The following is a 22,973-nucleotide window of genomic DNA, read 5'->3' on the forward strand; positions in this document are numbered from 1 at the left end:
TGTTCGCACGCGTCGTGCGGGTGAGAAGCTGCGTTCAGGTTCGAGCCGAGCGAAGCGAGACAACAACGCGTAGTTTTGGACCAACGAAAGGCCGTGATTTCCTGCACACGTTCATCACAAGCGTCTATTGCATTCTGCACTCGCCCTTTTATTTTCTTTGTTCATCTATTGCCCATCCAAGCGACTGCACTCCGTCTATCCTTAAGAATCACGTTATCGGTTTTTAATAAATTGAACCTTTTTGCGATATATACCCCATCAAAGTGGAATTTGATGGAATGAAGGGATTGTTTTGTTTAGTATTTAAAACATTGTCTGACTGCAAGGTCAGATGCCATGACGATAACGTATTTTGGGGCAGACGAGGTGAAGATGGATTTTTTCAGTACGAGCAATATTTTGGTTCATATCCCTTTGGGGGCGAACGGTTACGACCTCTCGTGGGTTGAAGCCCTGGGAACCTTATTCGGCTTACTGTGTATCTGGTTAGCCAGCCTGGAGAAGACGAGCAATTATCTTTTCGGACTGATCAACGTGACGTTGTTTGCGCTAATTTTCTTTCAGATCCAGCTTTATGCCAGCCTTCTGCTGCAGATCTTTTTCTTCGGTGCGAATCTCTATGGGTGGTATGCCTGGAGCCGGAAGACCAGCGCCGACGAATCCGAGTTACGTATACGCTGGTTGTCTCTGCCGCAGGTGTTGGGGTGGGGGGCTGCCTGCGTCATTGCTATCGGGCTGATGACGGTTTATATCGACGCACTGTTCGCGCTTTTGACCGATACCGCCGTGATGCTGATGAAAGGCATTGGAATCAGCGCTGAGCGACCTCAGCTACAGCCTGACGCTTTTCCTTTCTGGGATTCCACCATGACCGTGTTGTCCATCGTGGCGATGATCCTGATGACGCGAAAATACGTAGAAAACTGGCTGGTTTGGGTGGTCATCGATGTCATCAGCGTGGTGATTTTTGCCTACCAAGGCGTCTATGCGATGTCGCTGCAATACGCCATCCTGACCCTGATAGCCCTCAACGGTTCTTGGCTGTGGATTAAGGGCGCGCGTGAAAACCAGTCACGCCCTTTAGCCCGAGGCCGAGCCCGCTAACAGCAACCAAGCACCTTTAGTGGTGGTGGTGGTGATGGTGCTCGCCGGTCACTTGCTGGATATGGCAGTGGCCGTGATCGCAGTGGTGATATTCCATTTGGATGGTCACGTGATCGATCTGATAGCGATGCAGCAGATAGTCCTGAATTTGATGTAACAGGGCGTCGTGATCGTCAGGAGGTGTCACCTGCGCATGCAACGTCAGCAGCGGTTTTTCTCCAACCTGCCATAAGTGGACGTGATGCACGTTCTGCACCGCCGGGATATCGGCACTCAGACTCTGTCTCAACGCGTCGACGTCAATTTGGGCAGGTGAACCTTCCAGCAACTCGTGAAGACTTTCTTTCAGCAGCGCCCAGGCGCTGCGCAATATCAACATTGACACCACCAAAGACAAAATGGGGTCGATGGGCGTCCAACCAGTCATCATGATGATGAGCGCCGCGGCAATCGCGCCGACCGACCCCAACATATCTCCCAACACATGCAGAGCCGCCGCTCGGACGTTCATGTTTTTCTCGCCGCTGCCGCGATGTAACAGCCAGAATGAAAGCAGGTTAACCAACAGGCCGCCGACTGCGATGATAAGCATCGGTATGCCCGCGACCGGCTGGGGATGGCTAAAGCGTTGAAAGGCCTCCCAGCAGATCCATACGGTGATGATGAATAGCGCGATGGCGTTAATGAAAGCTGCGAGTGTGGTCAATCGCAAGAAGCCGAAGGTGTGGTTTGACGTGGGACGCCGCGCCGCGAAGCGTACAGCTAGCAAGGCAATCAGCAGCGCGGCGGTATCCGTCAGCATGTGTCCGGCGTCAGCCAGCAGCGCCAGAGAGCCTGAGAGTAGCCCTCCGACCGTTTCCACAACCATGAAAAGGGCTGTGATCGTAAACGCCGCCAGCAGCCGTTGACTATTGTTCTGTTCGTTGGAGCGAGATTGAGTCATCGCATGGGTTCCTGTCTGCAGGTCTGTGTTAACTGTATGTCAAACAGGACAAAAAACCTACATTAGCGTCGCTAATGGGACCCCACTGCTAGAAAACGCCATGAGCGACGTCGTACTCCTCGGCGTGGGGTGAATTATTCAGGGATTTTAGTCCTTAGCTTGTTTTATAATGCGCCATCCGCGGGACTTCCTGCTTTTATTTGTGGCTGACTGAATTGTGGGCATGAATCACAGACCAAGCCTACCGTACAGGAACTATTGGGATTGCTATGAGTTATCAAAATGACGATTTAAGAATTAAAGAAATCAAAGAGTTGTTGCCACCTGTCGCACTGCTGGAAAAATTCCCCGCGACGGAAAATGCGGCCAAAACGGTGTCTCAGGCTCGCTCAGCCATTCATAAAATACTGCATGGCGGCGACGACCGTCTGTTGGTGATCATCGGCCCTTGCTCTATCCATGATGTTAAAGCTGCAAAAGAGTATGCAGCCAGGTTGCAGGAACTGCGTCAGGAATTGCACGGCGAGCTGGAAGTGGTCATGAGAGTCTACTTTGAAAAACCGCGCACGACGGTGGGCTGGAAAGGGCTTATCAACGACCCGTACATGGATCATAGCTTCCAGATCAACGACGGTCTGCGCATTGCCCGCAAATTGCTGCTCGACATCAACGACACCGGCCTGCCAGCGGCGGGTGAGTTTCTCGATATGATCACGCCGCAGTACCTTGCCGACCTGATGAGCTGGGGCGCGATTGGCGCTCGTACCACTGAGTCTCAGGTGCACCGTGAACTCTCTTCCGGTCTGTCTTGCCCGGTTGGATTCAAAAACGGCACAGATGGCACGATGAAGGTCGCTATTGATGCGATCAACGCCGCGCAGGCGCCGCATTGCTTCCTGTCAGTGACCAAGTGGGGTCACTCCGCGATCGTGAATACCAGCGGCAACAACGATTGCCATATTATTTTGCGTGGCGGTAAAGAGCCTAACTACAGCGCGAAGCATGTGCAGGAAGTGAAAGTCGGTTTGGAAAAAGCCGGGTTGACGCCGCAGGTGATGATCGACTTTAGCCATGCGAACAGCAGCAAACAGTTTAAGAAACAGATGGAAGTCGGCGCCGACGTTTGCGCGCAGATTGCCGGTGGAGAAAAAGCCATTATGGGTGTGATGATTGAAAGTCATCTTGTGGAAGGCAATCAAAACCCGGATAGCGGCGAGCCACTGGTCTACGGTAAAAGCATCACCGACGGCTGCATCGGCTGGGATGATACCGCGACGCTGCTGCGTCAGTTAGCCAGCGCCGTACGTCATCGCCGCGGCTAATCGTCTGTCTGGAGGGTAAACTACCGCCTTAACGGCGGTGGTTTTACGGTAAGGCGTTGGAAGAAGGGCGTGAAGATGTGCGGTTCTTGTCGCCGTCATTCTGGGGCGCAGGGGGCCCAGCCTGCTGACCCTAAGCCCTTCTGCTACCCTATGATGATGTCTTCAACGGCTTAGACAGCATCTGCGATATCGCTTCCAGTCGAGCAATCAATCCAAGTTTGACATCCCTTCCGGAGGAAACGATGGCAGACTGGCAATAAAAAACCCGGCCTGAGCCGGGTTTTTTTATGGAGTAAAAACGAATTACTTCGCTTTACCCTGATTAGCTACTGCTGCAGCTTTCGCGGCGATTTCGTCCGCGTTGCCCAGATAGTAACGTTTAGTCGGTTTGAAGTTTTCGTCGAATTCGTAAACCAGCGGAACCGCAGTCGGGATGTTCAGTTCCAGAATTTCGTCTTCGCTCAGGTCGTCCAGGTATTTCACCAGCGCACGCAGGGAGTTACCGTGGGCAGCAATAACAATGCGTTCACCGGTTTTCAGACGCGGCAGAATGGTTTCGTTCCAGAACGGTACAACGCGATCGATGGTCAGCGCCAGACTTTCAGTCAGCGGCAGCTCTTCGTCGGTCAGAGAAGCGTAACGAGCGTCGTGGCCCGGGAAACGCTCGTCTTCACGAGTCAGTTCCGGCGGAGTCACGGCAAAGCCGCGACGCCACAGTTTCACCTGATCGTCGCCATATTTTTCAGCAGTTTCGGCTTTGTTCAGTCCCTGCAAAGCACCGTAATGGCGTTCGTTCAGTTTCCAGCTTTTTTCTACTGGCAGCCAGGCCTGATCCAGTTCGTCCAGCACGTTCCACAGTGTGTGGATGGCACGTTTCAGCACGGAGGTGTAAGCGAAATCGAAAGAAAAACCTTCTTCTTTCAGTAATTTACCAGCCTGTTTGGCTTCGTTGACGCCTTTTTCAGACAGCTCAACGTCCATCCAGCCGGTGAAGCGGTTTTCTTTGTTCCACTGGCTTTCGCCGTGTCGTACCAGTACCAGCTTAGTTACAGCCATAGCTTAACTCCTTCAGATCCTAAGATTTCTGTAATGACTGGCCACATTATAGGGCTGTAGAACAGTCATCGGCAATCGCTTGTCGTCTCACTGTCAGTTTATTGCGCGCAATTGCGGCATAAAACCGCAAGCTTGATCGGTTCAGCCTGTTACTTTCCCCAAATGCCTGCGTGTCAGGGGACCGATGACCACAAAAGCGACCAGCGGGCGGCATTAAAACCGACGATTCCTATCGTATCTTTTGGCGACTATTCAAGCCACCTCTCGTCGGTCAGGGCTGCGCATAGTGTACCCATAATTTGCCGATGAATTTTGATCTGACCTAAGGTCGCGGACATTAACCCAGCAATCGGCTATCGAGACGCTAGACCACGTTCGGCGCATCCTCGAAGAAAAACCGATAGGCGGTAAGCGACAGATAAGTTTCTCCTGGATTGAGCCAGCAGTCTGGCTGCGGCCATTCGGGGTGGTGAGGGCTATCGGGCAAAAATTCGCTTTCGAGCGCGATGCCGGCATAGTTGGGGTAGCTGCCGCCGTTGCGGTCCGGCGTGCCTTCAAGCGCATTGCCCGTGTAAACCTGCAACGCGGGCGCGCTGGTGCTAACGTCCAGTCTGATCCGATTATCGCCGGACCACAATACGGCGGCAGGATGGGGCGAGGGCGTATCCTGCCGTAGTAAAAAGGCATGGTCATAGCCGCCGACCGCGCGTTGATCGTCGTCCGTCAAAAAATCCTGCATCAGCGTTTTCGGTAGACGGAAATCCATGCTGCTGTCGGCGACAGGCTTGAGCTCGGCAAAAGGAATGCCTTCCGCATTGGTGGGCAGAAACTGGTCGGCGAACAGCTGTAGATGGTGTTGACGCACATCCCCAAACGTCCCGTCGAGGTTGAAATAGGCGTGGTTGGTGAGGCAGACCGGACACGCTTGATCGACCTCCGCGCGATAGGCGATGGTCAGCCTATTATCGTCGGTGAGATGATAATGTGCCTCTACCTTAAGATGACCAGGAAAGCCCTGATCGCCTGCCGGAGAGTGTAGCTGGTAGGTAATGGCATTCTCGCTGTGTTGAACGATTCGCCAACGACGCGCATTAAACCCGACAGGACCGCCATGCAGCTGATGTTTTCCGCTGTTGGCCGCCAGTGGAATGAGGTCTCCCTCCTTGTACAAGGCCGCATTAGCAATTCTGTTGGCGTAGCGGCCGACGGAGGCGCCCATGTAAGCGCTCTGATGGGGATAGTGTTCGGGCGCGCAGCCGAGCAGAACTTCGCGTGTCTCACTCGGTGACAGCGGCAGAAGGCAGGACGTCCACGTGGCGCCCCAGTCCATCACGGTGACGCACATACCGGAGGCATTCCGCAGCTGATGCAGCTGAAAAGGCTGACCGTCCGGGGCCAGCGTAGAGGAAACTTCACTATGCATTACACTCTCCACCTCGCGACTGACAGCGCATCCCGCTGAGTGTTGCGGCGCAGAGAGACGCCACTGCCGTCGAAATTAGTCAGGAAACCCTGTCGGATGAGCGGACTGCCAGCGCCAGACGTCGGCGGCCATTTCATCCAACGTCCTTGCCACGCGCCAGTTGAGGTCGCGGGCCGCTTTTTCCGCATCCGCCCAGTAGGCGGGTAAGTCGCCTTCGCGCCGCGGCGCGAAGTGATAAGGGATGGGTTTGCCGCAGGCTTTGCTGAATGATTCTACGACCTGCAGCACGCTATAACCCACACCCGCCCCTAAATTATAGATGTGAACGCCGGGCTGACGATGCAGCGTATTCATGGCGGCGATATGGCCGTCCGCCAAATCGACGACGTGAATATAGTCCCGCACGCCAGTGCCGTCGGCGGTGGGGTAGTCGTTGCCAAATATCGCGAGGGAATCACGGCGGCCCACGGCGACCTGGGCAATATAAGGCATCAGATTATTAGGTATCCCCTGAGGGTCTTCACCCATTTCACCCGACGGATGTGCGCCGACCGGATTAAAATAACGGAGCAGAACGATGCTCCACGCCGGCTGGGCGCGTTGCAGATCCTGCAAGATCTGCTCCACCATCAATTTGCTGCGTCCGTAGGGGCTCGCAGGCATTCCCGTGAGAAAACCTTCCTGATAGGGAATTTGTGGTTGATCGCCGTAAACGGTGGCCGAAGAGCTGAAAATCAGCGTTTTGACGTTGGCTTTTTTCATTGCTTCGACCAGCGTCAGCGTGCCGTAGACGTTGTTATCATAGTAGTCGATCGGCTTTTGTACCGATTCGCCCACCGCTTTGAGACCGGCGAAGTGGATCACGGCATCGATCGCGTGCTCAGAGAAAATTTCATCCAGCAGCTGTTGGTCGCGTATATCGCCCTGATAAAAGATGGGAACCTGTTCGCTGAGTCGCGCAATGGTGGGGATGACGCTCGCTTTGCTGTTGCAAAGGTTGTCGAGGATGATGGGCTGATGGCCTGAGGCGATCAACTGCACGCAGGTATGGCTTCCTATGTAACCGCTTCCACCTGTAACCAGTACCTTCATAATGACCTCTAGTCAAAAAATAGGGGAAAGAGGGAGCACGCAAAGCCCGACGTAAAATCGATTGAAAAGGGGAACAATGAGCTTCGTTGAGCCTGATGCTCTCATCATGAAGACAGTGTACAAACTTCCGCGAAACAATTAAGTCTTTTACCTACAGAATAGGCTGAAAAGTAAAATCGTGAAATCGCTATCACGTCATAAGCTGACCGAAGGAACGTAATGCGGCGCAACCCGACCCCTGCGTCGGGTCACTGTAAGCATATTCAGCACGCTTCTTGCTGATAGCGGTAGGTTGAGCCTTCAGGCACGAATCTCAGGCGGTGCGTAATGCAGCGCGGGGCATCTTCCGCATGATGTGAGACGAAGAGCAGTTGTGTGTCGCCTTCCCCAATCAGTCGGTCCAACCAACTGCGAATCAGCTGACGATTAATCGGGTCCAGGCCCTGTAAAGGCTCATCAAGAATAAGCAGAGCGGGATGTTTTACCAAAGCTCGGACGATCAGAACCAACCGCTGCTGTCCCCACGACAGCGATTGGAAGGGCGCATCCGCCGCCGCGTCCGGCAGTCTCAGCAAGGATAGCCACGCCGTCGTCAGTTGGTTTTGCCGATCGGAGACCGTCTGATAAACGCCGATGGAGTCGAAAAAACCGGAAAGAATGACGTGGCGTACGCTGATGCTGACGCGATAGTCCATATGCAGGCTGCTGCTGACGTAGCCGATATGCCGCTTGATGTCCCAGATGGTTTCCCCGCTGCCTCGTCGACGGCCGAACAGCGTCAAATCGTTGCTGTAGCCCTGGGGGTGGTCGCCGGTGATGAGACTCAGCAATGTCGATTTTCCGGCCCCGTTAGGTCCAATAATCTGCCAGTGCTGGCCCGGCATGACGGTCCAGCTAAGATCGTCTAATATCCGGCGGTCGTCATAGCTCACAACGCCGTGATTAAGCCTGATCAAGGGCTGTGTCGCTGCGGCTGCGGCCCCTTGTGGTCGCGGCGATTCCGGTTCCGGTAAGCGGACATCGTGAAGTTTCTCGCTGTGAGCCAGCAGCGAGACCAGTTCATCCGCCATCATTTGCTCGCGTTTGCCGTGCCGGGTGAGCGAACAGTCCGCCAGCACGCCGACGTGTTCAACAAAAGTGGGAATATCCTCGAAGCGGTTGATGATCACCACCAGCGTGTAGCCCTGCGTTGCCAGTAGCGCAAGCAGGTCGCTTAGCTGTTGACGGGATCTTACGTCCAGCCCATCGAACGGTTCGTCCAAAATCAACAGGTCAGGCCGCGGCATCAGCGCCTGACACAGCATCGCCTTACGCGTTTCCCCCGTGGACAGATGCTTGAAACGCCGCTGTAGCAGGTGGGCGATGCCAAACTGTTCGGCCAGTGATGAACACCGAGCATCATCGCTGACGGCATCCTGAATCACTTCTGCGGTGGTACGGCCGGCATCGTTTTCGCCTTCGCTCAGCATGTCGGTATTGTTTCGCTGCCACTCCTGGCTCACCAACTGCTGCAACTGTTCGAACGAGAGCAGCGTGATGCGCTGAAAGTCGCTTTGCCGCTGGCCTTCCAACAGCGTCAACTCGCCGGCGATGGCTTTTGCCAGCAGCGACTTGCCGCTGCCGTTGGCACCGACGAACGCCCAGCTCTCTTTTTGGCGGATGATTACCTCATCCAGCCAGAATGTGCGGGTGTCGCTGAGACGATAGCGGGCCTGATGCAGTTGCAAAAACGACATAGTGATCTCCTTAGTGAGTATTCCAGCGCCCTCTATTCTGCTTATCGGCGTGCGAGTCATCGGCGCGTTTGCGGCTCAGCACAGCGTGGCGATAATCACCTGTTCAGCGCTAAAGCTGGCGTTGACGTGCTGATCGAGCCGAAGCGCATATCGTGCCACGGTGGCGTTGGAGAGCGTCGCGCACAACACCTCTCCCCCGGTCAGCGTCACCAGAATTTCGCTATGGTCGTGACCGGCTTGCAGATGGGTGATCTTGCCCGGCAAGATGTTATCCGTTTTTGTCGCGGTCTGGTCTTGAGGCGTGACGCTCACCCAGGGCGCTTTGATCAGCGCCAGCACCTCTTTGCCTTGCGTGAGTTGCAAACGCTCCGCGCTTTGGGCGGTGACGGCGGCCTGAATCCGTGTCTTGCCGTCGGCTAGCAACACCTCCAGATGTTGCTGCACCGGCCGTTCCGCCCGGCTTAACAGCGTGCCGAACAGCTGGTTGCGCGCGCTGGTTTGTAGCGAGAAGCGGGCGATGGCGGCCAGCAGACTGTCAAGCGGTAGGGAGTCCTGCTGCAAAACATCAAAGGCTTTCTGTTGAATTTGCGCCAAAAGATCATACAGCTGGATCAAGCGTTCCCCGTAGCTCGTGACTGCCGCGCCGCCGCCGCCTTTGCCGCCGGTAACCCGGTCCACAAGGGGCTGGTCGGCCAGTTGATTCATTTCGTTGATGGCGTCCCAGGCGCTTTTATAGCTGATGCCTGCCAGCTTCGCTCCCTGACTGATGGAACCCGTCTGCTTGATCTGTTTAAGCAGCGCGATACGGCGGAGATCGGCAAACAGACGCTGTTGCAGTTTCAGGGTAAGAAGAATTTCTGCTTGCATGACGATAGGTTCCATTGAGAGACGAGCGTGGAAAGGTATTGTCACCATTTTTCCTGGAGCGGGCAAATCGCACGAAAGGCCGCATTAATTCATCCTTTTCGGGTAGACTATTTACCAGCGCGGGCTAGCGTTGACGGTAGCCTGATAAACCTGGTTTGCTGTCTTTCCACGACAGCTATTGCTTCAAGCGAGGTCGACATGTTGGAGTTGCTGAGTAGTCTGCTATTTGCAGTATGTATGGTGCCGGTCATGATGGCCTTGATTCTGGGGTGCATCTACGGTCTGGGAGAAGTGTTCAACGTCTTCTCCGCCCTCGGTCATCATGAGTCCAAACCTTCACATAAAGCACCCTGAATCCACTCTCTGAAAATCCGGCGCCCGCCGGATTTTTCCCTGTCATTATCTCGTCAATTCGGCTTCCACAAAGCGGATGTTATTTTGTAACTACCGTTATATTATCCCCTACACAACGAAAAATAACGGGGAACATCGTCATGCAATACTCATGGAAAAAATGGCTGGCCATATTCACATTGAGCCTGGGAATGATCGCCTCGGCCTCCGCCGCGACCGACAAGGTGACGGTGTTCGCTGCCGCGTCGCTGACTAATGCGCTGCAGGATATCGCCGAACGCTATCAGCAAGAAAAACAGGTTTCCGTCGTGGCGTCGTATGCCTCTTCGTCAACGTTGGCGCGTCAAATAGAGCAGGGCGCTCCCGCCGATATATTCATTTCCGCCGACCAGCAGTGGATGGACTACGCACAGGACAAACAGCTAATCGATAACGGTAGCCGTTATACGTTGCTGGGTAACGAACTGGTTGTCATCGCACCAAAAAGCGCCGACGTAAAAACGATCGCCATTAATGCCTCCACCGACTGGAAGAGTCTGCTAAAAGGCGGCCGTCTGGCTGTCGGCGATCCTGACCATGTTCCCGCTGGCATCTATGCCAAAGAGGCGCTGCAACACCTCAAAGCCTGGGACACCTTATCGCCGTTGATGGCCCGTGCGAGCGATGTGCGCGGCGCGTTAGCGCTGGTCGAGCGTGAAGAGGCACCGCTGGGGATTGTTTATGGCTCCGATGCAGTGGCCAGCGCCAAAGTGAAGGTGGTGGGGATTTTCCCGGCCAGCAGCCATAAACCGGTGGAATATCCGGTCGCTATCGTCAAAAGTCGCGATACGGCGGCGGTCAAAGCCTTTTCCGACTATCTGAAAACCCCCCAGTCCGCCGACATCTTTAAACGTTACGGCTTCACTCCGCGCTAATGTGGCTGAGCGACTATGAGTGGCAGGCGATTCAACTGAGTCTCAAGGTCTCGCTGTTGGCCGTCAGTGCTAGCCTACCGTTAGGGATCCTGATGGCCTGGATACTGGTGCGCTGCCGGTTCCCCGGCAAGTCGCTGCTGGATAGTCTCATTCACTTGCCTTTGGTCTTGCCGCCGGTGGTTATCGGTTATCTGCTGCTGGTGGGGATGGGACGCAAAGGTGTGATCGGTGCCTGGCTTTACGAATGGTTCGGCCTCAGCTTCAGCTTCAGTTGGCGCGGTGCGGCGCTGGCCTCCGCCGTGGTGGCGTTTCCGCTACTGGTGCGGGCAATTCGCTTGTCGCTTGAAACGGTGGATCCGCGTCTTGAACTGGCCGCCCGCACATTAGGCGCGCACCCGTGGCGCGTCTTTTTCACCGTCACGCTACCCTTAACGTTGCCCGGCATTATTGTCGGCACGGTGCTGGCGTTTGCCCGCTCTTTGGGGGAGTTCGGCGCGACGATAACGTTCGTGTCCAACATTCCTGGTGAAACCCGCACTATCCCGCTCGCGATGTATACGCTGATCCAGACGCCCGGCGCGGAAATGCAGGCCGCCAGGTTGTGCCTCATCGCTATCGCACTGTCGCTGTTGGCGTTGTTGCTATCGGAATGGCTAACCGGCTGGAGCCGGCGGCGGCTGGGGGGATAATGCTACAACTGGATTTCTCTCAACAGTTGGGCGAACTGTCGCTCAGCGTCACATCGACCCTGCCCGCCAGCGGTATTTCCGCGATCTTCGGCGTTTCCGGCGCGGGGAAAACGTCGCTGATTAACGCCATTGCCGGGCTAACGAGGCCCGGTCATGGGCGTATTCAGCTCAATGACCGGGTACTGACGGATACTGAACGCCGTATTTTTCTGCCGCCCGAGCAGCGTCGAATCGGCTATGTTTTTCAGGATGCGCGGCTGTTTCCCCATTATCGGGTCGCGGGCAATTTACGTTACGGCATGGCGACGGCCATGCGCGGGCAGTTTGACGATATCGTGCAGCTGCTGGGAATCGAACATCTGCTTAAACGGCATCCGCTGACCCTCTCGGGAGGTGAAAAGCAGCGGGTGAGTATCGGCCGGGCGTTGTTGACGGCGCCGGATCTGCTGCTGATGGACGAGCCGCTGGCGTCGTTAGACGCGCCGCGCAAACGAGAACTGCTGCCTTATCTTGAGCGGTTGGGACGAGAGGTGAAAACGCCGATCCTTTACGTGAGCCATAGCCTGGAGGAAATCTGGCGGCTGGCGGACCGCGTCGTGGTGTTGGATCAGGGCAAAGTTAAAACGCAAGGCGAGCTGGAGACGGTATGGGCCAGCAGCGCGTTGCGGCCTTGGCTGCCGCGCGAAGAGCAAAGCACCATCCTGAAAACGAGGCTCTTGCGGCATCATCCTCACTATCCAATGACCGCGCTTTCTCTGGGAGATCAGATTCTGTGGGTGCAGAGAATCGACGCGCCGTTGAACAGCGCGCAGCGTATCCGCATTAACGCGGCGGATGTCTCGCTGGTACTGGAACGGCCCACGGCGACCAGTATTCGCAACGTGCTGGCGGCACGCGTGGCGGAGTGTCTGGAGGTCGGCGATTGGGTTGAGGTCAAACTGCTGGTCGGCGGTCAGGCCCTCTGGGCGAAAATTACCCCTTGGGCCAAAGATGAGCTGGGGCTACGCCCGGATCAACGGCTGTTTGCTCAGATAAAGAGCGTTTCAATCACGCCCTAATCCGTGTTTTGAGACAGGCTGTCGGCATAACAGCCTGTGCGCTTTCCAATCAGAGGATCTGTTTCATAATCAGTTCCGCAATGCCCGGCTCTTCGTTGTGACCGATCACGACATTCGCGCTCTCTTTAACCGCATCAGCGCTGTTCCCCATCGCCACGCCCAAACCGACCGTGGAAAGCATGCTGATGTCATTGAAGTTATCGCCGAAAGCGACAATATCCTGCATCTGCAACCCTTGCTGTTCCACCCAGCGGCGCAATAATTTGCCTTTGCTGTTGCCGGACTGAGCCACGTCGACCTGATCTTTCCACGACCACTCACAGGTGACGCCCAGCTCCTCTTCCACCTGCTGCGCGAAACCATTCAGATGGGCGTTGTCCGGATGGTGAGTGGCGAATTTCCAGATCTGCTGTGCGCGAGCGGTTTCTTCCTCCAGATTATCCACGTGGCGGAAATTCGGACGCAGGTCTGCTGGCAGCGTGTCGGACCAGGCCAGCGCTCGGACGACGTGACCGGTCGGTTTTTCATAGAGCATGTCGTCGTCGGCATACATCAGACCGTGGATGTCGAACTGCTGCAGTTTTTTCAACACGCCTCTGGCCTGCGCCGACGTCAGCGGCTGACCTTCCGAGATACGCTTTGTCTGATAATGATACAGATAAGAGCCATTACAGCAGATAGCAGGTGTATCGAGCTCCAGCGCCTGATAAAAAGGGCGTATGGCCGAGTGATGACGACCGGAAACGATCAATACTTTGATCCCGGCCTGCCGAGCCAGGGCCAGCGCTTTCATCGAAGCGGGCAGAATGGTTTTCTGTGCGGTCAGTAAGGTGCCGTCCAGATCGAGGGCGATTGCGCGATAGGTCATCGTGATTTCTCTCGGGTTATAGGTAAACTTTTTCAGATGGTACACCGTAAGGAGAGGGCACTGTAGGATCAATTTTTCCCCTTCGATCTGTCAGCCGCTTCTCTCAGAACATACGCCATGTGACAACCGCGCCCGCCTCGATGTGAGGAGCGATAGGCCGTTCCGGTCTACTATTGATGTCTGAGTGCTAAGAAGCGCAATCCGCGTTTAAAGGAGAGTCCAATGCAGCAAGTGGTTTATACCGCCAGTCCCGAAAGCCAGCACATCCACGTGTGGCGGCTCAATAGCGAAGGCGCGTTGACGTTGTTACAGGTCGTTGAAGCTCCTGGACAGGTTCAGCCCATGGTGGTGGCGCCCGACAAACGGCACCTTTACGTCGGCGTCCGTCCGTCGTTCCGCGCAATCAGCTACCGTATTGCGCCGGATGGAACGTTGACGCAGGCGGGGGAGGGCGCGCTGCCTGGTAGCCCAACGCATCTGTCTACCGACCACGAAGGCCGTTTTCTGTTCTGCGCGTCTTACAGTAATGCCTGCGTCAGCGTCAGCCCGATTGGCGACGATGGCGTTGCCGGAGAGTTTATTCAGCAATTGGAGGGTTTGGAAGGCTGTCACTCCACTAACATCGATCCGGAGAATAAGGTGCTATGGGCGCCTTGCCTGAAAGAAGATCGCATCCGTCTGTACGATCTGTCGACAGAAGGCAAACTCAGCGAGCATCAGCCCGCCGACCTGCCTGCCGCCGCGGGCGCGGGGCCCCGTCACATGGTGTTCCATCCCAACCAGCGTTTCACGTACTGCGTCAACGAGTTGGACAGCACGGTCGATGTTTTCGAACTCAAAGATGCTCATGGCGACATCGCCCGTGTGCAGACGTTGGATGTGATGCCGGAGGATTTCACCGGAACGCGTTGGGCGGCTGATATCCATATCACCCCGAACGGCCGCTTCCTGTACACCACCGATCGCACCGCCAGCGTAGTCAGCATTCTCGGTGTATCGGACGATGGCAGTCATCTGACGCTCCTCGGTCATCAGTCGACGGAGATTCAACCGCGTGGATTTAATATCGATAACAGCGGTCAGTTCCTGATTGTTGCGGGGCAGAAGTCGCACTATATCGAGGTCTATCAGATCAACGAGGAGGGCGGACATTTGCAGCCGCTATCGCGCTACGCGGTAGGACAAGGACCGATGTGGGTGACGATTCTGGCGCTGGATTGAGTCTGACGTATCAAGCTTGAATAATGAAAGAAACCCCGGTTCGGATGCCGTCCGATCCGGGGTTATGCACTACCCGCGATATTCAATAATCGACAGCCCGGCGTTATAGTCGGTGCTGTACACCATCCCTTCCGCATCCACAAACACGTCGCAAGACTGAATGACGCGCGGACGTCCGGGACGTCTGTCCATCATCTGTTCTGGCGCGGCGGGCACCAGCGCGCCGGTCTCTTTGGGGCGATAGGGGTTGCTGATATCGTAAACGCGCACGCCCGCGTTCTGATAAGTCGCGAAGATCAGCGTTGAGCTGATGAAGCTGCCTGGCCGGTTCTCGTGCAAATTATGTGGCCCGAAATGCGCACCTTTCTTCACATAATCCACTTCGTTCGGCTGGGGAAAGGTCGCGATGCTGATCGGGTTGGTCGGTTCGCGAATATCAAAGACCCAGATCAATTTTTCCCCGTCTTCCTGATGGTCCAGCACCGCTTCGTCTAGCACGATGAGTAAATCGCGATCTGGCAATGGCAGCGCAGTGTGCGTGCCGCCGCCGAAAGGCGGACTCCAGTTCCGGTGACTAATCAGCTGCGGCTGCGTGCGGTCGCTGACGTCCAGCAGCGTTAGTCCGCCGTCGCGCCAGCTGCCGTAAGCCGTATCGCCGCTCACGATAGCGTGATGCAGCGCGTAGCGTTTCCCGTCCGGCCAGTCAGGCGTTTCGCCGCCGGCGGTATGCATGCCCGGCAGCCAGTAACGTCCTGCGACTTCCGGTTTCCGCGGATCGGCCAGATCGAGGGTCAGGAAAATGTAGTCGCTGTAGCCTTCCAGCAGAGCGGACACGTAAGCCCAGCGTCCGCCAACGTACCAGATACGGTGGATGCCGATGCCGTTCAGCGGCAGGAAGCCGATCTCTTGCGGTTTATCCGGACGGGAGATGTCAAAGATGCGCAGACCGGCGCTCCAGGTATTGCCTTGTTGCCGTGTATCCACCGTTTCGGCGACGGAGCGGGTGTAATACACCTTTTCTTCGGCGAAATTCGCATCGGCGAACAGATCGCGAGCGTTGACGACCAATAACAGATCGTCGTGCGTTTGCAGATGGATATTCCAGGTACCGGGGGGCGCGGGGATAAAGCCTACCGTCCGGGGATTGACGGGGTCGCGAACGTCGACGATGGAAACGCCCTGCGACACCATATGGCCGATATACGCGTAGCCCCGATGAACCATCACCTGTACGCCATCAGAGCGTCCGGCCTGATCGCTGTGACCGATTAGCCGCATATTGCGGCTGTAATCGGGGGTAGGCAAAGGTGCTGATGCCATAACTCGCCTCCGTTATTTCGCTTTTGCGGCCAGTGTAGCAAACCACGGGGCGATGAAATCATCGGTCTGGCCCCAGCCCGGAATAATCTTGCCGAGGCTGGCGACGTTAACCGGACCGGTCTGGCTTGCCAGCAGCGCCTGCGGAATGGTGGCGGCGGTAAATTCGTAAGTGGCAGGCGTCGGCTCGCCGGCGATTTTGTTCGCGACCAGTCGCAGGTTCACTTTACCGATCAGTTTCGGGTCCACGGCGACGCTGACTTTCCACGGGCTTGAAGCTTCACGCATCAATTGCAGATCCTGATTGGAGATGTCGATGCTGTAGAGTTTGATCTCCGTCCGGCCGTTCTCTTTCAGCGCTTTGTAAGCGCCCTGACTGAAGGCATCCCAGGTGCCCCAAATAGCGTCAATCTTCCCGCGCGGGTATTTCGCCAATACCGCGCCGACTTTGTTGGCGGTATCGCCCTGCACGTCGGAGGAGACGGCGCCGATGGATTCCAGCTCTTTAATGCCGGGATTAGCTTTCAGGAGCTGCTGGTAGGCCGCCTGACGACGCTCCATCGGTGGGAACCCGGCGACCCAAAGCTTGATGATATTGGCTTTGCCGTTGAAATCTTTCACCAACTGACCGAAAGAGGCTTTGGTCAGCGAGGCGTCATCCTGTTGGGTAACGGTTACGCCGGGAATCTCCCGATTCACTGCGGTGTCGAACACCGATACCTTGATGCCGCTGTCCACGATGCGCTGCAGCAGCTCGGTCGAGTACGGGTCGCGCCCCTGAGACAAAATAATGCCGTCGTACTTCTGACTGATGGCCTGATTGACGAAGTCCTGGAAGCGGGCGTCGTCGCCATTGCTTAAGAACGTGCTGACTTTGAAGCCGAGTTTTTTCCCTTCTTCCAGCACGCCGGAAACGAACTGGGTGGTGTTGTCATCGGAGCCCAAATTACGGATGACGGCGATACGCACCGGACCGTTATGGTTGGCTAGCGCGGCAGGCAGCGGCGCGAGAGTCGGGGGATTTTCTGCCAACGCAGGCAGCGCGATCGTCATGCTTAATGCCACGAGTGCGGCGTGAAATTTCTTCATCATGGGCTCCTAGGTGGGAAATCGTGTTGCCAGTTTATGGATATCTTTATGTCTGGATGTCTATTTGTCTGGATGAAGCATCATAGCGACAACGGTGAAAGGAGCAAAGAGCCCGCGTTATGTCTTTTGGTTTTATCTTATAACGGGTCGTTCGCCGCGTCCGGGAGCAGGGATTGGCGGGAAAGCAGAGCGCGGGATGAGGGAAAACGAGCGCTCCCGCTCAACGCGGCGGGAGCATGAGTGACGCTTATTCAGCGAAGAAGGAAACGCCCTGACCGACGTTGCAGCGATAGCTCAGCGTAGCGCCGCGCTGTTGCAGACTGGGCAGATCGTACATGTAGGTCGTGAAGTTGACGGTGTTATCCGGCAGCACCTGATAGCGCATAAATTGCTGAATAGGTTTGCCGTCGTTCGCCACCGTAAAGTGTTCATCGCTGAACGACAGCGTACTGTCTCCCGTCACACGATAAGCCTGGATGCGCAGGCCGCCCCGGGTCTGGCTGGCGACGGCGCCATTCTGCGGCGTACACTGCGAAAGGTCGATATTGACGGCCACTTCGCTTCCCTGATTCAGCGCATTAATAATAGTTGATTGGCTGGTCAGCGGTTTGGCTGCGCAGGCGCTCGCGGCGAGTAAGGATACGGTTAAAAACAGCGGGGTCATGCGAGACATAAACGTCCTCCGTGATGTGAGTAAAATCCCTGCCAATCTGATTGGCTCAAAAAGCATAGCCGCATCTGGCGGCAGCGTCCTGTATCTTTAAAGCGTTAGATTGAAGAAATTAAAAAAATACATTTAAATACAAGGTTTTATGATTAAGTGAAAAAATAAATCAGGAATTCTCCGATCGCCGTTTATCCGCCAGAGGCGTCACATAAATGTCATTAGCGATGGTGGACCGGCCAAAGCCGCCATGATGTTTGAGGGGATAAAGCACCGCGGTCAGCGGGGGAACGCAGGTCCTGGGAGTGTTTCAGCGAAAGGGAAAATCGAAGGAAAGGAGATAGAAAGGAGATAAAAGTAGGCTGGGCCGAAGCCCAGCCTGACAGGCGTTATTTTACCAACATACCTGGCTGTGCGCCGCTATCCGGGCTTAACAGGAAGATATCTTTTCCACCGGGGCCCGCCGCCATCACCATGCCTTCGGACATGCCGAAACGCATTTTACGCGGGGCGAGGTTGGCGACCATGATGGTCAGGCGGCCTTCCAGTTGGCTTGGGTCCGGATAGGCTGCACGGATCCCCGAGAAGACCTGACGCGTTTCGCCACCCAAATCCAAGGACAGACGCAGCAGCTTGTCCGAACCTTCCACCAGTTCCGCTTTCTGAATCAGCGCGATACGCATATCGACCTTGTCAAAATCGTTAAAGGTAATGGTGTCCTGAATCGGATTATCCGCCAGCGGACCGCTGGCCGGCGCTGCTGCGGCTGCGATATCCTGCTTGGAGTCTTCAATCATCGCTGCGATATTTTTCGGATCGATGCGGTTGAACAGTGCCTTGAACGGATTAACCTGATGGCCCAGCAGCGGTTGAGCCAGCGCGTCCCACTGCAGATCCGTGTTCAAAAATGCCTCGGCACGTTCGGCCAGTGACGGCAGCACCGGTTTCAGGTAGGTCATCAACACGCGGAACAGGTTGATGCCCATGGAGCAAATTGTGTGCAGATCGGCGTCGCGACCTTCTTCCTTTGCCACCACCCATGGCGCCTGTTCGTCGACGTAGCGGTTGGCCAAGTCGGCCAGCGCCATGATTTCACGAATGGCTTTGCCGGACTCACGGCTACTGAACGCGTCGGCAATGCTGTCGGCCGCGTCGGTAAAGGTTTTGTACAGCGCCGGGTCGGCCAGCGTATCGGCCAGTTTGCCGTCGAAACGCTTGTTGATGAAGCCCGCGTTACGTGAAGCCAGGTTGACCACTTTATTGACGATGTCGGCATTTACGCGCTGCACGAAGTCTTCCAGGTTAAGGTCGATATCGTCGATGCGGGAAGAGAGTTTGGCCGCATAGTAATAACGCAGGCAGTCGGCGTCCAGATGCTTCAAATAGGTATCTGCTTTAATGAAGGTGCCGCGAGATTTAGACATCTTCGCCCCGTTGACCGTCACATAGCCGTGGACGAACAGGTTGGTCGGTTTGCGGAAGTTGCTGCCTTCCAACATCGCGGGCCAGAACAGGCTGTGGAAATAGACGATATCTTTGCCGATGAAATGGTAAAGGTCGGCGTCGGAGTCTTTGCGCCAGTAGTCGTCGAAATTCAGATCGTCGCGTTTGTCGCACAGGTTCTTGAATGAACCCATGTAGCCGATCGGCGCATCCAGCCAGACGTAAAAATATTTACCCGGCGCATCCGGCACTTCGAAGCCGAAGTAAGGCGCGTCGCGGCTGATGTCCCACTGCTGCAGACCGGAGTCGAACCACTCCTGCATTTTGTTCGCCACCTGATCCTGCAGCGCGCCGGAACGGGTCCAGGCTTGCAGCATGTCGCTGAAAGCGGGCAAATCAAAGAAGAAGTGTTCACTGTCGCGCATGACCGGCGTCGCGCCGGAAATCGCCGATTTCGGCTCGATCAGCTCGGTCGGCGTATAAGTCGCGCCGCACACTTCGCAGTTGTCGCCATACTGATCGGCCGCTTTACATTTCGGGCAGGTTCCCTTCACAAAGCGGTCCGGCAGGAACATGCTTTTTTCCGGGTCGAACAACTGGGAAATCGTGCGGCTCTTGATGTAACCATTTTCTTTCAGGCGACGATAAATCAGCGTAGACAGCTCGCGGTTCTCTTCGCTGTGCGTGGAGTGATAGTTGTCGTAGCTGATGTTGAAGCCGGAGAAATCCTGCTGATGCTCCTGACTGACAGCCGCAATCATCTCCTCCGGCGCGATCCCTAACTGCTGAGCTTTCAGCATGATAGGCGTACCGTGGGCGTCATCCGCACAGATGAAATTAACCTGGTTGCCGCGCATTCGCTGATAACGAACCCAGATATCCGCCTGAACATGTTCAAGCATGTGGCCGAGGTGGATAGGACCGTTGGCATAAGGCAGCGCGCACGTAACCAGAATTTTTTTTGCGACTTGAGTCATAGTGGGGAACTTGCTTGTTATTGAATGAGAAGGAGCCACGATGTTAACCGATAGCGGCGCGACGCGTAAACCTGTTCTGGATGCGGCTTCATGTGCGTAAGCCCGCGAAAAACGGCGGTCGGGCGGCGCTTGAAAAGACTTTGTTCCATGCCGGTACGCCCGTTCACGGCGTTCTGTTATGCTTAAAGCCGTGTTCTGATTAACGACAAAATTTCAAGGAGCCGGGATGAACGATAACCTCCCCGGGCACAGCCCTGACGCGCTGCACCAGACGGTGAGCCGCGTTCTCGCCGCCTTTAAACACCCGACATTGAACAAAGATCTGATAGCGCTTAACGCGCTGCACCACTGCGCACTGCTGGATGACGTGCTGCACATCGAACTCGTGATGCCGTTTGTCTGGCTGAGCGGCCTTGAGGTCTTGAAGGAATCGGTCAGCGATGCGCTGCTGCGTCTCACCGGCGCGAAAAGCGTTGAGTGGCGGTTGACGCACGCGGTGGCCACGTTGAGCCGAGCGAACAATCAGCCCGGCATCAAAGGGGTGAAAAACATCGTGGCGGTTAGCTCCGGCAAAGGCGGCGTCGGCAAGTCCAGCACCGCCGTGAATCTGGCGCTGGCGCTGGCAGCGGAGGGGGCGAACGTAGGGATCCTCGATGCGGATATCTATGGTCCTTCGATTCCCACCATGTTGGGGACGACTTATGAACGACCGACTTCGCCGGACGGCGAGCACATGGCGCCGATCGTAGCGCACGGCATCGCCTCCAACTCCATCGGTTATCTGGTGACGGACGACAATGCGATGGTGTGGCGGGGCCCGATGGCCAGCAAGGCGCTGTTGCAGCTGCTGCAAGATACGCTGTGGCCTGACCTCGACTATCTGGTGCTGGATATGCCGCCCGGCACGGGCGATATTCAGCTGACGCTGGCGCAGAACGTGCCGGTCACCGGCGCGGTGGTCGTCACCACGCCGCAGGACATCGCGCTGGTAGATGCGATGAAAGGCATCGCCATGTTCGAGAAGGTGAAAGTGCCGGTTCTGGGCATCGTGGAAAATATGAGCGTGCATATCTGTAGCCACTGCGGCCATCTGGAGCCTATTTTCGGTACGGGCGGCGCGCAAAAACTGGCGGACAAATATCACTGTGCGCTGCTGGGGCAACTCCCTCTGCACATTTCTTTGCGTGAAGATCTGGACCGCGGCGAACCGACCGTGGTGAGCCAGCCTGACAGCGAGTTTACCTCGCTCTATCGCGAGCTGGCCGGGCGGGTCGCCGCGCAGCTGTATTGGCAAGGCGAAGTGATCCCCACGGAAATCGCGTTTCGCGCGTTATAACGCTCCATTCCTGTTCGCGTCCTGCTCGGACGCGAACTCCCCTCCCGCTTAGTGCTGGCGTGCGAGCGGCTAACTCCCTATAATTGCGGCGTTCAGACACCCTTAGCGGTGTGTCCCTTCTTTTATTTTTCGTAAACCAGGTCTTTATTGCCATGACTGACAAGTCTCACCAGTGTGTCATTATCGGGATTGCCGGAGCCTCAGCATCCGGTAAAAGTCTCATAGCCAGTACCCTTTACCGTGAGTTGCGTGAACAGGTGGGCGATGAACATATTGGTGTCATTCCGGAAGACTGCTATTACAAGGATCAAACCCATCTGACGATGGAAGAGCGGGTGAAAACCAACTATGACCATCCCAGCGCCATGGACCACAATTTGCTGTTACAGCATCTGAGAATGCTGAAGTGCGGTGAGGAAATCGCGCTGCCTCAATACAGTTACGTGGAGCACACCCGCCTGGAAGAAACGAAGCGTCTCGAACCAAAGAAAGTCATTATTCTGGAAGGCATTCTGTTGCTGACCGATGCCCGCCTGAGGGGCGAACTCAACTTTTCCATCTTTGTCGATACGCCGCTGGATATTTGTTTACTGCGCCGTATGCGTCGCGACGTCAACGACCGCGGTCGTTCGATGGATTCCGTGATGGCGCAGTATCAGAAAACCGTACGTCCGATGTTTTTACAATTCATTGAACCGTCTAAACAATATGCGGACATCATCGTTCCGCGCGGCGGTAAAAACCGCATCGCCATCGATATTCTGAAGGCGAAAATCAGTCAGTTCTTTGAATAAATAGTTGCGTGCAGGCGCTGCCGCCCTTGGTGACTCAGCGCCGACGGCAGCGAAATTACCTGTCTAAATCCTGAGCGGAGAAAATGATGAGACTGTGCGATCGCGACATTGAAAACTGGCTGGATGACGGCCGGCTGGTGATTACGCCACGTCCCCCCGTCGAACGTATCAGCGGCGCGACGGTCGATGTGCGTCTGGGAAATCAGTTCCGCGTCTTCCGCGGTCATACCGCCGCTTATATCGATCTGAGCGGGCCGAAAGACGAAGTCAGCGCGGCGCTCGATCGCGTGATGAGCGACGAAATCAATCTGCCGGAAGGCGAAGCCTTTTTCCTGCATCCGGGAGAGCTGGCGCTGGCGGTGACGTTGGAGTCGGTGACGCTGCCGGACAATCTGGTCGGCTGGCTGGACGGCCGCTCTTCGCTGGCGCGGCTGGGGCTGATGGTGCATGTGACCGCACACCGCATCGACCCAGGCTGGCAAGGGCGGATTGTGCTGGAGTTCTATAATTCAGGGAAGCTGCCGCTGGCGCTGCGACCCGGCATGATGATCGGCGCGCTCAGCTTCGAACCGCTGTCAGGCCCGGCGGCTCGGCCTTATAACCGACGTCAGGATGCCAAGTACAAAGATCAGCAGGGCGCGGTGGCCAGCCGAATCGACGAAGACTAAGCTACAGACGCCGCCGCCCGGTGCAGCCCGAATATCAA

At 55.9% G+C, this 22,973-nt stretch carries 21 protein-coding genes; 10 read left to right on the forward strand and 11 right to left on the reverse strand.

The genetic code is table 11. The annotated features are described in order from the left end of the window. The first annotated feature begins 372 nt into the window (after positions 1-372). Positions 373-1,104 carry a nicotinamide riboside transporter PnuC gene (gene pnuC, locus AU511_RS00795; protein WP_094108458.1) on the forward strand — a complete coding sequence of 244 codons (732 nt, stop codon included), beginning with the start codon at positions 373-375 and terminating at the stop codon, positions 1,102-1,104. A gap of 16 nt (positions 1,105-1,120) precedes the next feature. Here pnuC and zitB read toward each other — a convergent pair whose 3' ends face one another. After that, complete coding sequence (gene zitB / locus AU511_RS00800; RefSeq protein ID WP_094108459.1) at positions 1,121-2,047, reverse strand: CDF family zinc transporter ZitB; 927 nt, start codon at positions 2,045-2,047, stop codon at positions 1,121-1,123. A gap of 269 nt (positions 2,048-2,316) precedes the next feature. Here zitB and aroG point away from each other — a divergent pair, with 269 nt between their 5' ends. Next, on the forward strand, positions 2,317-3,369 hold the full coding sequence (aroG, locus tag AU511_RS00805) for a 3-deoxy-7-phosphoheptulonate synthase AroG (RefSeq protein WP_094108460.1): 1,053 nt from the start codon (positions 2,317-2,319) through the stop codon (positions 3,367-3,369). Positions 3,370-3,672: 303 nt separating this feature from the next. Here the strand turns inward: aroG and gpmA are convergent, their stop codons facing one another. The 5 genes from gpmA to modE all read right to left on the reverse strand — a co-directional run bounded on the left by gpmA (position 3,673) and on the right by modE (position 9,543). Then, positions 3,673-4,425, reverse strand: a complete 753-nt coding sequence (gene gpmA / locus AU511_RS00810) for a 2,3-diphosphoglycerate-dependent phosphoglycerate mutase (RefSeq protein WP_026743172.1) — start codon at positions 4,423-4,425, stop codon at positions 3,673-3,675. A 364-nt stretch (positions 4,426-4,789) separates the two neighbouring features. Then, positions 4,790-5,848 carry a galactose-1-epimerase gene (galM, locus tag AU511_RS00815; RefSeq protein ID WP_094108461.1) on the reverse strand — a complete coding sequence of 353 codons (1,059 nt, stop codon included), beginning with the start codon at positions 5,846-5,848 and terminating at the stop codon, positions 4,790-4,792. A 75-nt stretch (positions 5,849-5,923) separates the two neighbouring features. Continuing rightward, positions 5,924-6,940 carry a UDP-glucose 4-epimerase GalE gene (gene galE / locus AU511_RS00820; RefSeq protein ID WP_094108462.1) on the reverse strand — a complete coding sequence of 339 codons (1,017 nt, stop codon included), beginning with the start codon at positions 6,938-6,940 and terminating at the stop codon, positions 5,924-5,926. A 263-nt stretch (positions 6,941-7,203) separates the two neighbouring features. Then, positions 7,204-8,676, reverse strand: a complete 1,473-nt coding sequence (gene modF, locus AU511_RS00825; protein ID WP_094108463.1) for a molybdate ABC transporter ATP-binding protein ModF — start codon at positions 8,674-8,676, stop codon at positions 7,204-7,206. 75 nt (positions 8,677-8,751) lie between these two features. Further along, complete coding sequence (gene modE, locus AU511_RS00830) at positions 8,752-9,543, reverse strand: molybdenum-dependent transcriptional regulator (protein WP_094108464.1); 792 nt, start codon at positions 9,541-9,543, stop codon at positions 8,752-8,754. A gap of 198 nt (positions 9,544-9,741) precedes the next feature. On the opposite strand from modE, the gene AU511_RS00835 reads away from it, so the two are divergent. From AU511_RS00835 to modC, 4 genes are all read left to right on the forward strand, one after another. Then, positions 9,742-9,897: an AcrZ family multidrug efflux pump-associated protein gene (locus AU511_RS00835; protein ID WP_094099690.1), complete on the forward strand. Its 156-nt coding sequence runs from the start codon at positions 9,742-9,744 to the stop codon at positions 9,895-9,897. 140 nt (positions 9,898-10,037) lie between these two features. Then, positions 10,038-10,811: a molybdate ABC transporter substrate-binding protein gene (modA, locus tag AU511_RS00840; protein WP_094108465.1), complete on the forward strand. Its 774-nt coding sequence runs from the start codon at positions 10,038-10,040 to the stop codon at positions 10,809-10,811. Then, complete coding sequence (modB, locus tag AU511_RS00845; RefSeq protein WP_094099692.1) at positions 10,811-11,500, forward strand: molybdate ABC transporter permease subunit; 690 nt, start codon at positions 10,811-10,813, stop codon at positions 11,498-11,500. Before modA ends, modB begins: the two co-directional genes overlap by 1 nt. After that, positions 11,500-12,558, forward strand: a complete 1,059-nt coding sequence (modC, locus tag AU511_RS00850; protein ID WP_094108466.1) for a molybdenum ABC transporter ATP-binding protein ModC — start codon at positions 11,500-11,502, stop codon at positions 12,556-12,558. The genes modB and modC overlap by 1 nt, the downstream gene beginning before the upstream one ends. Before the next feature lie 49 nt (positions 12,559-12,607). Here the strand turns inward: modC and AU511_RS00855 are convergent, their stop codons facing one another. Next, entirely contained in the window at positions 12,608-13,426 is an 819-nt protein-coding gene (locus tag AU511_RS00855) for a pyridoxal phosphatase (protein WP_094108538.1), read from the reverse strand. A gap of 222 nt (positions 13,427-13,648) precedes the next feature. On the opposite strand from AU511_RS00855, the gene pgl reads away from it, so the two are divergent. Further along, on the forward strand, positions 13,649-14,647 hold the full coding sequence (pgl, locus tag AU511_RS00860) for a 6-phosphogluconolactonase (RefSeq protein ID WP_094108467.1): 999 nt from the start codon (positions 13,649-13,651) through the stop codon (positions 14,645-14,647). Between the two features lie 69 nt (positions 14,648-14,716). Here the strand turns inward: pgl and AU511_RS00865 are convergent, their stop codons facing one another. From AU511_RS00865 to metG, 4 genes are all read right to left on the reverse strand, one after another. Beyond that, entirely contained in the window at positions 14,717-15,967 is a 1,251-nt protein-coding gene (locus AU511_RS00865) for an LVIVD repeat-containing protein (RefSeq protein ID WP_094108468.1), read from the reverse strand. 12 nt (positions 15,968-15,979) lie between these two features. Continuing rightward, positions 15,980-17,053 (reverse strand): sugar ABC transporter substrate-binding protein, encoded by a 1,074-nt coding sequence (locus tag AU511_RS00870; RefSeq protein WP_094108469.1) that lies wholly within the window; start codon positions 17,051-17,053, stop codon positions 15,980-15,982. 247 nt (positions 17,054-17,300) lie between these two features. Continuing rightward, positions 17,301-17,726 carry a VirK family protein gene (locus tag AU511_RS00875; protein ID WP_094108470.1) on the reverse strand — a complete coding sequence of 142 codons (426 nt, stop codon included), beginning with the start codon at positions 17,724-17,726 and terminating at the stop codon, positions 17,301-17,303. A gap of 380 nt (positions 17,727-18,106) precedes the next feature. After that, positions 18,107-20,137: a methionine--tRNA ligase gene (gene metG / locus AU511_RS00880; protein WP_094108471.1), complete on the reverse strand. Its 2,031-nt coding sequence runs from the start codon at positions 20,135-20,137 to the stop codon at positions 18,107-18,109. A gap of 226 nt (positions 20,138-20,363) precedes the next feature. Here metG and apbC point away from each other — a divergent pair, with 226 nt between their 5' ends. The 3 genes from apbC to dcd all read left to right on the forward strand — a co-directional run bounded on the left by apbC (position 20,364) and on the right by dcd (position 22,935). Beyond that, positions 20,364-21,473 (forward strand): iron-sulfur cluster carrier protein ApbC, encoded by a 1,110-nt coding sequence (apbC, locus tag AU511_RS00885; RefSeq protein WP_094108472.1) that lies wholly within the window; start codon positions 20,364-20,366, stop codon positions 21,471-21,473. Positions 21,474-21,625: 152 nt separating this feature from the next. After that, on the forward strand, positions 21,626-22,267 hold the full coding sequence (gene udk, locus AU511_RS00890; protein ID WP_026740947.1) for a uridine kinase: 642 nt from the start codon (positions 21,626-21,628) through the stop codon (positions 22,265-22,267). An 86-nt stretch (positions 22,268-22,353) separates the two neighbouring features. Further along, on the forward strand, positions 22,354-22,935 hold the full coding sequence (gene dcd / locus AU511_RS00895; RefSeq protein WP_026740948.1) for a dCTP deaminase: 582 nt from the start codon (positions 22,354-22,356) through the stop codon (positions 22,933-22,935). The last annotated feature ends 38 nt before the right edge of the window (positions 22,936-22,973 follow it).

The organism is Lonsdalea iberica (assembly GCF_002111585.1).
Lineage (GTDB): Bacteria > Pseudomonadota > Gammaproteobacteria > Enterobacterales > Enterobacteriaceae > Lonsdalea > Lonsdalea iberica.